Origin of the sequence: Paenibacillus sinensis (assembly GCF_019904155.1) — a bacterium.
In the GTDB taxonomy this organism is placed as follows: Bacteria; Bacillota; Bacilli; order Paenibacillales; family Paenibacillaceae; genus Paenibacillus_AQ; species Paenibacillus_AQ sinensis.
In genome coordinates this window covers 12,252-23,540 of sequence record NZ_JAHCMB010000191.1, presented here as the reverse complement: position 1 = coordinate 23,540, position 11,289 = coordinate 12,252, and the positions used below count along the sequence as shown (strand labels likewise).

Below are 11,289 nucleotides of genomic sequence, written 5' to 3'. Positions count from 1 at the left end.
TCTCCATCGAAGGTAAAGTGGGGTTAATTGAATGTAATGTCTTGAATGTAGGCGTCGAAGAACTTGTTCTTCACACCTTTGACCTGCTTGAGGTTGGTATTAATGACGATCTGGGAGAAGAGAGTATAAACGAGGTCTTTCTTTTCCTGGTCGTCCAGGTAAGGCCAAGCATCAGCCAAGCCGGCTAACTCAGTTAAGCGGGGAATGCCTGATAATGTTTTTTGACTGGCAGCAATGAGTTTTTGAGCCTCTTGCTCCTTTTGATCCTCCTCTGCCATCTTTTTTCGGATTTCATCTTTTGTGATCAACCCTTCCACGAACATGTACTGCCACTTCTCCCGGCGATCCGAAATTTTTGCAAGATCCTTTTTGTACTTGTCGATCTCATTCTTTCTTTTGCTCTCATCTTCGGTTATGCGCTTGGCTTCTTCCTTGATTCTGTCCATATCGACTTGTAACTGGTTAATGTACTCCATAACTAAATGCTCCACATGAACCTGCCGGAAGATCGGAAGATCACAACTTTTGATGTGATGGCGATTGGAGCAGATGTAAAACTCAGTCCGAACGACTCCTTTGGTGGTTGAACGTCTGGTCGTTAGGCGCCCGAACATAGGGGCACCGCAACGACCGCAGCGCAGGACTCCACTAAACCAGTAGGTTTTGATTTTGCTGTATCCTCCATGTGATTTTCGTTTCATATATGCTTTGAGCTCATTATATTCGTCCTTTGTAAAGACAGGTACATGACTCCCTTTTCCATAGATGCATTTCACCCTCTCATCACGTTTACTGTTTACGTAAATTCCAGCCGGTGTCTTCGATCCCAAACGAATAATCCCCGCATAGAAGGGGTTTTCCAAGGTGTATGCCACTGTGGCGTCTGTCCACTCACGGCCGCGGCGTAATTTACCAGCAATATTCATCATTCTTGCCACGCTCTTATAACCCGGTCCGCTCATGTATAAGTCTTTGAGTTCACGAATTAGGGCGGCTTCTTCCGGAATAAGCACTCCTTCTTGCGTATATCCGTATGGCATCACTCCTCCTGGGCGCCGGCCTTCCGCAACCATTTGCTCGACGCCGAAGCGTACACGCTCTGAGATCGTCCCACGCTCCCATTCTGCCATTGCACCGACCAAGGTGATGAAGAACCGGCCCATGGCTGTCGTAGTCTCAAATATCTCCGTAGAGCTCTTAAACTTGACTCCGTATAGGTCGAACGTTTTGAGCAATGCGTGCAGATCGGCGACGGACCGGGTTAGCCGGTCGAGCTTGTATACCAAGACCACATCAAACATCTTCTCCTCCATGTCGGCCAGCATTCGCTTCATTTCGGGACGATTCAAATCCTTGGCCGAATAACCATCGTCGATGTAGAAATCATGAATGCTCCAGTCCTGAGACTCTGCAAAACTGGTCATACGTGATCGCTGCCCTTCTATGGAGAATCCCTCTTCGGCCTGCATATCCGTAGAAACACGGATGTAAATAGCGGCGCGCATGACGCCAACTGCTGTTCCATCTGCTTTCGCAACCATTCGATTCACTCCTTTAGAAATTGATTGCATCATCGAGAGCTTCCATTGGCAGAAACAACCTGTTAGCCGTCTGCCCGTGCCTTGAAGCTATACGGCCCATGTCGATTGTCACGTAGCCGGAGCGGTCACGGGGGAGTTTCAGGTCACCGGATCGCACCATTGCACCGTCACGGTACGAGTACGGCTGAGAATCGACGCTCCTAAAACAGCCGTCCACTTCGATGTAAAGTGGACTCTCCCAGTCAAATCCACCACGCTGCTCAATGACGAGGGTATGCGGGCGGGAGAGGTCTTCAAGACCGTATATCCCCCGAATGACCGGCTCGGCAGTTGGTAAGGGAATGCATTCTTCCCTCGCGGGAGCCGGATATGTAAAGGTAGCGGTAATAAACTCAGCGCTGGAGATTCGCTCTTGAATTTGACGGAGGCGCTGCAGAGCGAACTCCGGCGGAACCTGGAAGATTTTCGCGAGATGTCCAGCTGCTTCTTCCTCTGCCGCCGGCAGGGGGATTGATTCGAGTATGAAGAAGGGGATGGCTGCGTACAGGCAGAAGCGCTCTGCGTCGGCTTCCTGCATTTGGCGAAAGAGTTCGGGCATACGCCGCTGATCGCCGGCATGACGCAGTACATGACCGAGCTCATGAAAAAATGCTATTCGCTGCTTGTAGATATCGTCCTGATCATTAAGAACAATCACGCTTAGCTCATTATCAGAAAACGATTTGATGTTCTTGAAATAAACCTCGACCCCAAAAGCTTGGGCTACATCCTCAGCCGATAGATCAATCGGATTGACGATGCCTAAGGAACGGTAATGATCTTCAACGGTTTGCTCCAGAGGAGTTTTGAAGTATTTGGATAAATGCATAGTGATCCCTCCGTTATAAGCACATATGTTCTGTTTTTATTGAAAAAGAAAAGCCATTGCTGGCTAAAACTTAAACACGAGCACCTCTAATTTATTTCTGTACATCCTTCAAAAAATTAGGTGCGTTTAGTAGATAATCCTTGTTTCCAATAGTTAGGTGAAATTCTGTTGAGTCGGAATAAACAGCCCATATGATCTTTCCGTAGCGTTCTTCTCCTATTTTGATAATAGGAGAAGCTGAGAAAGAATTATAAAGCAATTCACCCTCATCACCTTTGTCATCTGCGATATGAAGTTTAGGTTTGAATTCTTGTAAATCTCTAGGGCTAGTAATGGTTTTAGAGACTACAGCCTTAATATAAAGAACTAAGAGAGCATCATGACTGCTCTTTTTGCTCTTGTTGAAACCAATACTGAAACCCTGTGAAAAACTGTCCGAAATGCCCTCCGTTTTATAGCCATTTCCAACAATATTCTCATTCCCAAACTCTACCCCTATGATTTGTGCATTCACATCATTAGATTGGAAATCCCCAACTAAACCTGTAACAGAGTCATTGAGGTTCGAATTCAAAGCATTAGAGATTTGTAATTCAGTCTCTAGGCTTGTCTGATAATTAAGAACAGGCGCAAATGAATTAACCACATGTTCTATAGTTGTCTTGCCCACATCAGATTCAAAGAAATTTCTTGAGCATGAGAATGTGACCGTGAAAAGCGTTGATTCAGTAGGAATGAGGTACTGTGTCATTATCACTTCAATTTGCGATGGATTCTTGTAACTTCCGACTAAAAGGCCTGCGTCCACGCCCTTATAATTTTTGGACTCAAAACTAATCCGCTTATAATCTGTCATTCCTGTAACTTCTTCNACTTCATACTTCAACCGACATGTCGCTATACAAATTTGGTTCTACTGTGACATTAATATTGTCTGTGAAATTTTCTTTAGGTGTTGGATTACTGACTGCGAATTTTATTTGTGAGATATTTTGCAATTGTTTACTTACATCAATCCAAGAGTATGGGTATGAAAGAGTAAATTGATCAGAGGTAAAGGCTTGGTAGTCGCCCACATTTTGGTTGACATTAACTTCAGGTACACTCTTATTCTCTTGTTTAAAGATGGAGCACCCACTAAGAAGTAGTAATGCGGATAAAAGAACTATTAAATTTTTCATTATCTATACCATATACGCTTCCTCATCGGCTGAGGGATTTGCTAATGATCATTTTTAGCTTTGTCTAAGGCTCTTTGACGTGATTCTCTTACTTCCTTGATAAAATCATCAGCAGCTTTGAATTCATCCTCTGTCCAATCATTTGGACCTCCATAAAAGGAGAGGCTTGGCTCCCGTTTGGGAACATCCGACAATCCTAAGAAATAATCAGAATCAGCGTCAAGAATCTGGCAGATTCTGGTTAGAGTTTCGGTATCGATATCACGTTTTCCAGACTCGTAATTTCCATAACCTTGGCGCGAAATTCCAAGCTTCCCTGCCAATTCCTCATGGGTTAACTTTTTTTCAATCCTTCGTTCTTTTAATCGATCGAGACGGATCACGTTATCACCTCTATAGGAGGAGTATAACGCAACTTATTGTTGCTAAAAAGATACGCAACAAAAAGAAGCATAAAACTGTTGACAGAAACAAAACGTTGCTTTATATTGGTTTTATCAACGAAACGAAATGTTGCATAGGGGTGGTGAAATGACTAGGCAGTGGTTGATAGATTTTCGCAATTCTGATGCTAGAACTCAAGATTATATTGCAGAAAGAACTGGTATCAGTCGTCAGTATTACGGAATGATCGAAGCTGGTAATCGGAATCCAAGTGTCGACCTCGCAAAAAGAATTGCTTCTGTTCTTAGATTTGATTGGACACTTTTTTTTGCGGATAAAGGTAACGAAATGTTGCATAAATCAACTATACGAGAGGAGGTTATCTAATTGGAACACAACCTCAGTGACGCCTCTGGCGTCCGTGAAACCTTTAACTCGGAAGAAGCGGACAGGCTCTTGCAGGAAGGCTGGACACTCCATAGCATCTGGCCTGATCAAAGCAAAACGCGGTATGTACTCTTGAAATTCTAGCGGAGGAGGTTTCGTTCATGAAAAAAACGACACCAGAACCATACAACCCTGGTCTTTCGGAAAAGGCATGGGACAAGCTCCATAAGTTCTTGGCTGCGGCGAATGTCAAGTATGCAGAGCAGATTCAGCAAGACCGGAAATCGAAGCAGGAAGACGCAGCTGGGTGAGTGAAGAAACCCGCCGAGCTGTACCGGCGCCGGCGGGCTGGGGATGGGGAAGGGGAATTGCTTAACGAAATCATACATCAGGCTCCTGTCCGGTAGCATCCCGATAAACGGACAAAGGAGAGGGTTGGCAGTTGGCAATAGGACAATTTGGGCCGGCACTTGAGTCGGCAATGAAACGCGAGGGGGAGACCCGCAAAGAAGTTGGTCGAATAGCTCATTCTGATCCTTCAATGATTGGCAAGGTCATCAAAGGAAGTCGCAAGGCATCGGAGCCCGTCATGCGGGCGGCGACTCAGCACTACGACGACGGCCAACTCTTTCTGGCGGCGGCAGGGGAGGTCACCGGTGGAGCATTTCCTCCCTGGCTCAATAACGTCGATCTCCACCGGGCCAGCGTCTTGGTCAAGTCCGTGGAGGAGTTGAGGGAGGTCTTGGCAGCAAGTTCGGAAGCGCCAATAAGCAAGACTGGAGAGCAGATAACTGAAACTGAGCGCCGACAGATCAAGCGGCTGCTCATGGAGACGGTAGAAGCGATTACGGCGCTGACCCATCTGGCCGCGGTGCTTTGCAGAGAGTATTCCTTCAGCTGGCTGGGGACGTGGAAGGAGCACCGAGCCGAGTTGAAGGCAAAAAAATATGTGAAATGAGGAGCGAGCATGAAAACAATCGAGGACTTTGAAAGTGAAGCTCGTTTTATCGCGAAGAATGCGAAGCATAACCTTCACTTGGTTAGACAGCAAGCGCATCTGATGGACCCGAAAAAGCTCGATCGCAATATTCGTTGGCTTGAAATGATGATCGAGCTCCATAAGAGCGATCTGGATACTTTGAAAGAACAAAAGAAAAAAGCCCGCCTGGCAGGGCGGACCGGTTTGAGAACTCGCTTAAAGTATCTCGTTGCGTCCATTTTACGCGATGATTCGCGTAAGCGCAAGGAGGGGGCAACTTGACGGAACAAGAGATTCAGGAATTTGGACAAGCCCTCGCAGAGCGTTTCAAACAAGTGGGCGATGAGTGGAGCATTGCTGAAAGAAATTTCAGAGAATCACTTTATTCCTCAGTATCTAAACGAGTAGAAGTTTTGGAGCTTGAGCGTAAGAAAGACAAAGCAAAGGCGATCTATGAGACCTGGAGCGCTGTCACCGATATGCTCCCACTCGATATCAAACGCGCATTTATTGCTCATTACCAAAAAATCAAACCCACGGAGGATTAATAATATGAAATCTACTGGAATCGTGAGAAAAATCGATGAGTTGGGCCGTCTGGTTATTCCTATCGAATTGCGCCGTACACTGAATCTCGAAATTAAGGACCCGGTTGAAATCTTCGTTGACGGCGAAATGGTCCTGTTCCGCAAATATGCTCCTGGCTGTGCGATTACCGGCAGTCAGAAGGATCTTGTCGGGTTCGAGGGTAAACAGTACAGCCGCGAAGTCATTAAGCAACTCGCCAAAATAGCAGGTCTCATTTAAAGGCAAGGGCTTCGGCCCCTGTCTTGGAATGTCGGACCTTAGAAATAACCTTTCCTCCGTCCGGGATTCCAAGATGCGGCTGACGCATCACAGAGCATTAGCGCGAGGGTTCCATTGTTTGTCGTTGTTGACTCCCTCTACAAAAGGAAAACACAGCGGCTGGTTCGCTATTTGCCACGTAACCGCCTGCTCGATTCGGTTATCGGTCATAGTGGGTCGATTGGTTGGGAAAATAGCAACTCTCGCGGTAGTGCTCTAACTACCCAAGGTGGAGGCGGATCGCCCACCTTGCAAATACATAGAAAGGAGGCAACACATGCAAATCATTCAAAAACTGACGGTTCTTTGTACGCCGAATCGGATTTTTGAAGTCGGCACAGAGGTTGATGGGCGTGAAATCATCGCGATCAAGCAGGTCAGACAGAACTTCGAAAACTCAGTCCACTCTGAGTTTCTGATCGAGGATGAGAACGGTGACCTGATCGGCAGCGTCGAAAATGCTCCGGTAATAGTGGACTGGAAGACGATTTCCGAACATGGCGATCCGCCAGAGACGCAAAAATGACCGCGTGCAGGCGGCCATCTTGTTCATTGACAATCAAATATTCACTTGCCCCCATCTTAACAGGTGGGGGCGCAATACACAAGAGGGAGTGATTGGTATGTCAACTGCTTTTTCAGCAGATGTATCCGGCAAGCGGATTGAGGTCGGTGTTACACCACCCAATACGTATTCGCCGGCTGTGCTTTCTATCAGCCAACAAGCTGCGACCTTTCAACTGCATGCCGATCCTGAGCAGCTGGCCGAAGTGGAATTCGCTATCCGGACTTATCTGGACAGTATTAAGTATCCGCAGCCGGTGCCTCCGGCAGCGAAGGAGGAGATCGCTTGAAGAGTATCGCATTGGAGCGCTTGACGCTCCGGAATTTTAAAGGAATCAAAGAGTTCGTCCTTGCCGCTAACGGTGGGGACGTAGATGTCTATGGTGATAATGCCACAGGAAAGACCACCGTGTTCGACGCTTTTATCTGGCTGCTGTTCGGTAAAGACAGTTCAAATAGCGCAACCTTCGAGATCAAAGGACTCGACAGCAGCGGTCATGTGCTTCAACACAAACTGGAGCATGAGGTGGAGGGAGTGTTTCTGGTCGATGATCGGCCCCGGACTTTCCGTAGGGTCTTCAAAGAGGACTGGACTAAGAAACGCGGGTCGGCAATCGAAGAGTTCACCGGCCATACCACTTCATATTTCATTGACGGTGTACCGGCTAAAGCTGGGGAGTACAAGGCCGAGGTTGATTCCATCATTAAAGAGGAACTGTTCCGGTTGCTGACTAGCCCTTCGTATTTCAATGAGATTCTCAGCAAGGAGCAGCGGCGGAAGACGCTGCTTGATGTGTGCGGGGAGCTGACGGACGCCGAAGTCATCCACGGCAACAAGGCCCTGGCCGATCTTCCGGTGATCTTGGCTGGACGGGAAATGGAAGCACACAAGAAAGTTGTTTCCGCTCGGCTTTCTTCTATAAATAAGGAAATTAAAGAGCTCCCGGTCCGGATCAGCGAGGTACAGCGCCAGATGCCGGATGTCTCCGAGCTGGACGAGGAGCTACTGAAAGAAGACATCTCGCTGCTCCGGAGCCGGATTGAGGCTCGGGAAGCGGAGGTTTCCCGTATCCTTTCCGGCGGCGAGGTCGCAGTAAAGGAAAAGAGGCTCCGCGAGATCGATGCGGAGCTGCTGGAGATCAAAACTCGGCTACAGTCGGCAGTGCTGGACAAGGTAGCGGTCAAGCGTGACACAGTAAACCGGATGCACCAGGAGCAGGACCGGTTCCGCCGCCAAGTTGACGATAAGCAGCAGCGGATCATGCAGAACGAACGGCTTGCGGCCGGGCGCCGGCAGGAAGCCGAGCGGCTCAGGACTGAATTCGTTGCCTTGAAGGAGAATGTTTTTCAGCATCATCACGATGACAACTGCCCGACATGTGGACAGGCACTTCCAACGGATCAAATCAAGGCGGCCCACGATAAGGCAGAAGCCGACTTTAACCGCCAGCAATCAGAGCGCAAGGCCCGGATCAATGCGGATGGGAAGGCCGCGGTCGCTGAGGCTGAGAAATTCCAGCAGGAGACTGTCCGGCTGCAAGGTGAGATTGATCAGTTGAACGAAGCTCTTGCCATCCTTCAGACCGAGATCACTTCCGCAGAATCCGAACTCAACGAGCTACGCGCAGGCGTTAAGGACCCAGCTGTCGATCCGGAATATGCCGGCAAGCAAGCGGAGGCGGCCCGGTTGCAGGAGGAAATCAAGCAGCTCCGCGAGTCAAGCCAGGTTGCTGCTGCAGGTGTCCGGGAAGAGATCGCTCGGCTCCGCCGAGAAGTCGAGGACATGGAGCGTGATCTGGCCAAGTTCGACGGGGTTCGGCGTGCTGAACAGCGGATCGCCGAGCTGGAGCAGCAAGAGCGCGATCTGGCCACTGAATACGAGCGGCTGCAGCATGAGCTATATCTTTGCGAGGAGTTCACACGGACCCAAGTCGCCATGCTGGATGCCAAGATCAACAGCAAATTCCGTTTGACCCGCTTCCGGTTGTTCGCCGAACAGGTCAACGGTGGCCTGAAGGAGACCTGCGACACGCTCTACAACGGTGTGCCCTACGACGGCGGCCTGAACAACGCGGCCCGCATTAACGTCGGCCTCGATATCATCCGAACTCTTAGCGCGCATTATGGGTTTTCAGCCCCGATCTTTGTTGACAACGCCGAGGCCGTCACGCGGCTGATCGATACGGACGCCCAAGTGATCCGACTGGTGGTTAGCGCGCCTGACCAGCAGCTCCGGCTGGAAAGCAAATCTATTCAGGAGGCGATTTAATTGTTCAATGTTAACGAAAGTATTAAAGCACAAGCGAAATTGTGTAAGGAGAAAGGCTACCCTCATTTTGCTCCTTCTTCAGGTGTCTGCTGGAGTTGCAATAAGAATATTTACAGCCCACAAGAAAAGACCGGATGGAACGACCAAAAATATACTAGCGGGATTACGGTCGAAAAGGCTGCTTCAGAATTGATTACTGGCTGCCCTCACTGCAACAGAACTTATTGCGATTAAAGGAGGCGACTAAATTGAGCAAGCCATTTGAAACTGGGCTGGCCAAGATCACAAATACCTTCGCCCCCATGATTGAAAGCCAGCTTATGAGCAATGGCGTCAACATGGACCAGTACGCGAAGCAGTGCGTGATTAACGCGATTTCAGCTATTAACACGGTTCTGGATAGTAAGGTGATCGATTGGAACGATCCGCAGCTCGATCGCAATAACATTACGCAAATCCTTTTGAATGTCGCTTCCCTAAAACTTAACGCCGCAGCCAGTCCGCGGGAGGTGTTCTTCCAACTTCGGAATGTAAAAGTCAAGGGCGCTGAAAGCAAGGAGATCTGGAAGAAGCAGATCGAGATGGGAATTGAGGGCGACGGGAACGATGCCATCCTCTCTAATTTCGGCCGGAACGTTGCGAAGGTGTATCCTTACTGGCTCGTTCGGGATCAAGATCATTTCGTATATCCGAAATATCGCGGAGTGGAGTACGAACCACCGGAGTGGTCCCCGACAGGCCGGGGTGAAGTTGTTCGAATCGTATACCCTATTCTTCATACCGACAAATCCCTGCACTATTACATCTCTGAGCGTGATGATGTTGTCAAAAACCTCATTGCGCATATCAACAACAACATGATGAATGAAACATTCGGTATTTGCCAGGACCGTTTCAAAGCTACGGCAGATCAGAGAAAAAAGATCGCTGCCAAGAAGTCTGAGGTTCTCAAAAGGGCAAAGGATCTTGGAATTGGCGCTCTGGATGACCCTGATCTACAGCAGTATATCAGCCCTGCCTGGAGCGAGTATCACAGCCGTGAGTCCATGTTAATCCGTAAGATGCGGAACAACGTGGTCAAGAAGATCCCGAAGGATTTCGGCAGCGCCTTTGTCGAGATGCTTCACGACGAAGTGAACGACCCTGATTTTGCCGAGGTTCGGCGGGAGATTTCTGAGAATGCCAACAGTGAGCCGATAGACATTCCTTCGACTCCGCAGACACCAAAAGAAGACGCGCCTACAGCTCCGCCGCCTGCAGCAAAACCTGATCAGAACCCGCCCGAGTCTGAGGGATCACCCGAGTCTGGCGGACCGCCAGCGGATGATTTCTCCGGTGATGTCCCGCCGATTGAGCAAGAAATGGACTTCTAATGATCGACATCCAATGCCTCGGCTCCAGCAGCGCCGGCAATGCCTACCGGATTACGGACGGGCATACTGCGCTCCTGCTGGAAGCCGGTTTTCCTTATAAGTCGATACAGCGGGCATTGAATTTCCAGATGAGCGGTATTGCGGGTTGTCTGATCACCCATGAGCACGGTGACCATAGTCGGGCGGCGGCGGATGTTATGCGCGCCGGCATTCCGGTGTACACCAGCCGCGGAACGGCGGATTCGCTGGGGATTACCGGGCACCGCTTGCGCCCTGTAACGCCACTGGAGCCGTTCGAAATTGGGACGTGGACGGTTATGGGGTTTGACGTCGAACACGATGCTGCAGAACCTCTGGGTTGGCTACTGGCCAACCAGGACGGGGACAAGCTCGTCTTTCTGACCGACTCCTATTACTGCCGGTACCGCTTCTCGGGCCTGACCCACATCATGATCGAGTGCAATTACTCCCAAGAGATTGTAAACCGCCGCGTCCTGTCCGGGGATCTTCATCCGGCGCAGAGAAAGCGATTGTTGCGTTCCCACTTCTCGCTGGAACACGTCAAGGATTTCCTGAAAGCCAATGATACCCGTGGCATAGAGGAGATTTGGCTGCTCCACTTGTCCGACGGCAATAGCGACGCCGAATTGTTTCAGCGCGAAGTCGCGGAGCTGACCGGCGCGATCGTTCGGGTGGCGGACCGATGAGCGAGAACGAATTTGGAGGTCGCGTCTGGACCAGCATGATCGGTGAGCATATATGGGCGCTGAAGGAGCGGGACCCGGAGGCTTTCAAAGCAGCCGTTAGGGAGTATTTCAACCGGGGGCATCCCGGGTTCACAGTGCTTCGGGCGAAATACCCGCACATCTATATTCGCGATGATCGGGGGCAGTAAAC

Annotated in this window: 18 protein-coding genes; 13 read left to right on the top strand and 5 right to left on the bottom strand. The window is 49.5% G+C overall.

What is annotated here, in order from left to right:
- Positions 1-23: 23 nt before the first annotated feature.
- The 5 genes from KIH86_RS23275 to KIH86_RS23255 form a co-directional block, all read right to left on the bottom strand.
- Positions 24-1,541 carry a recombinase family protein gene (locus KIH86_RS23275; RefSeq protein ID WP_223085792.1) on the bottom strand — a complete coding sequence of 506 codons (1,518 nt, stop codon included), beginning with the start codon at positions 1,539-1,541 and terminating at the stop codon, positions 24-26.
- 13 nt (positions 1,542-1,554) lie between these two features.
- On the bottom strand, positions 1,555-2,409 hold the full coding sequence (locus KIH86_RS23270) for an ImmA/IrrE family metallo-endopeptidase (RefSeq protein ID WP_223085791.1): 855 nt from the start codon (positions 2,407-2,409) through the stop codon (positions 1,555-1,557).
- A 91-nt stretch (positions 2,410-2,500) separates the two neighbouring features.
- Positions 2,501-3,265, bottom strand: coding sequence for a hypothetical protein (locus tag KIH86_RS23265; protein WP_223110688.1), 765 nt, complete (start codon positions 3,263-3,265; stop codon positions 2,501-2,503).
- 19 nt (positions 3,266-3,284) lie between these two features.
- The gene (locus KIH86_RS23260; protein WP_223110686.1) at positions 3,285-3,590 is read right to left on the bottom strand and encodes a hypothetical protein; all 306 of its coding nucleotides are present in this window, start codon (positions 3,588-3,590) and stop codon (positions 3,285-3,287) included.
- A 41-nt stretch (positions 3,591-3,631) separates the two neighbouring features.
- Positions 3,632-3,973 (bottom strand): helix-turn-helix domain-containing protein, encoded by a 342-nt coding sequence (locus KIH86_RS23255; protein WP_223085789.1) that lies wholly within the window; start codon positions 3,971-3,973, stop codon positions 3,632-3,634.
- A 148-nt stretch (positions 3,974-4,121) separates the two neighbouring features.
- Here KIH86_RS23255 and KIH86_RS23250 point away from each other — a divergent pair, with 148 nt between their 5' ends.
- The 13 genes from KIH86_RS23250 to KIH86_RS23190 all read left to right on the top strand — a co-directional run bounded on the left by KIH86_RS23250 (position 4,122) and on the right by KIH86_RS23190 (position 11,287).
- Entirely contained in the window at positions 4,122-4,361 is a 240-nt protein-coding gene (locus tag KIH86_RS23250) for a helix-turn-helix transcriptional regulator (protein ID WP_223085788.1), read from the top strand.
- A gap of 161 nt (positions 4,362-4,522) precedes the next feature.
- The gene (locus KIH86_RS23245) at positions 4,523-4,672 is read left to right on the top strand and encodes a hypothetical protein (RefSeq protein WP_223085787.1); all 150 of its coding nucleotides are present in this window, start codon (positions 4,523-4,525) and stop codon (positions 4,670-4,672) included.
- A 131-nt stretch (positions 4,673-4,803) separates the two neighbouring features.
- Positions 4,804-5,319: an XRE family transcriptional regulator gene (locus tag KIH86_RS23240; protein WP_223085786.1), complete on the top strand. Its 516-nt coding sequence runs from the start codon at positions 4,804-4,806 to the stop codon at positions 5,317-5,319.
- Between the two features lie 9 nt (positions 5,320-5,328).
- Positions 5,329-5,622, top strand: coding sequence for a hypothetical protein (locus KIH86_RS23235; protein ID WP_223085785.1), 294 nt, complete (start codon positions 5,329-5,331; stop codon positions 5,620-5,622).
- Positions 5,619-5,888, top strand: a complete 270-nt coding sequence (locus tag KIH86_RS23230) for a hypothetical protein (protein ID WP_223085784.1) — start codon at positions 5,619-5,621, stop codon at positions 5,886-5,888. The genes KIH86_RS23235 and KIH86_RS23230 overlap by 4 nt, the downstream gene beginning before the upstream one ends.
- Positions 5,889-5,892: 4 nt before the next feature.
- Positions 5,893-6,147: an AbrB/MazE/SpoVT family DNA-binding domain-containing protein gene (locus KIH86_RS23225; protein ID WP_223085783.1), complete on the top strand. Its 255-nt coding sequence runs from the start codon at positions 5,893-5,895 to the stop codon at positions 6,145-6,147.
- A gap of 316 nt (positions 6,148-6,463) precedes the next feature.
- On the top strand, positions 6,464-6,712 hold the full coding sequence (locus KIH86_RS23220) for a hypothetical protein (protein ID WP_223085782.1): 249 nt from the start codon (positions 6,464-6,466) through the stop codon (positions 6,710-6,712).
- A gap of 97 nt (positions 6,713-6,809) precedes the next feature.
- Positions 6,810-7,040 (top strand): hypothetical protein, encoded by a 231-nt coding sequence (locus KIH86_RS23215; protein WP_223085781.1) that lies wholly within the window; start codon positions 6,810-6,812, stop codon positions 7,038-7,040.
- Complete coding sequence (locus KIH86_RS23210) at positions 7,037-9,019, top strand: AAA family ATPase (RefSeq protein WP_223085780.1); 1,983 nt, start codon at positions 7,037-7,039, stop codon at positions 9,017-9,019. Before KIH86_RS23215 ends, KIH86_RS23210 begins: the two co-directional genes overlap by 4 nt.
- Positions 9,020-9,253 (top strand): hypothetical protein, encoded by a 234-nt coding sequence (locus tag KIH86_RS23205; RefSeq protein WP_223085779.1) that lies wholly within the window; start codon positions 9,020-9,022, stop codon positions 9,251-9,253.
- Positions 9,254-9,267: 14 nt separating this feature from the next.
- Complete coding sequence (locus KIH86_RS23200) at positions 9,268-10,392, top strand: hypothetical protein (protein WP_223085778.1); 1,125 nt, start codon at positions 9,268-9,270, stop codon at positions 10,390-10,392.
- On the top strand, positions 10,392-11,099 hold the full coding sequence (locus KIH86_RS23195; protein WP_223085777.1) for an MBL fold metallo-hydrolase: 708 nt from the start codon (positions 10,392-10,394) through the stop codon (positions 11,097-11,099). The genes KIH86_RS23200 and KIH86_RS23195 overlap by 1 nt, the downstream gene beginning before the upstream one ends.
- On the top strand, positions 11,096-11,287 hold the full coding sequence (locus tag KIH86_RS23190; RefSeq protein ID WP_223085776.1) for a hypothetical protein: 192 nt from the start codon (positions 11,096-11,098) through the stop codon (positions 11,285-11,287). The genes KIH86_RS23195 and KIH86_RS23190 overlap by 4 nt, the downstream gene beginning before the upstream one ends.
- The last annotated feature ends 2 nt before the right edge of the window (positions 11,288-11,289 follow it).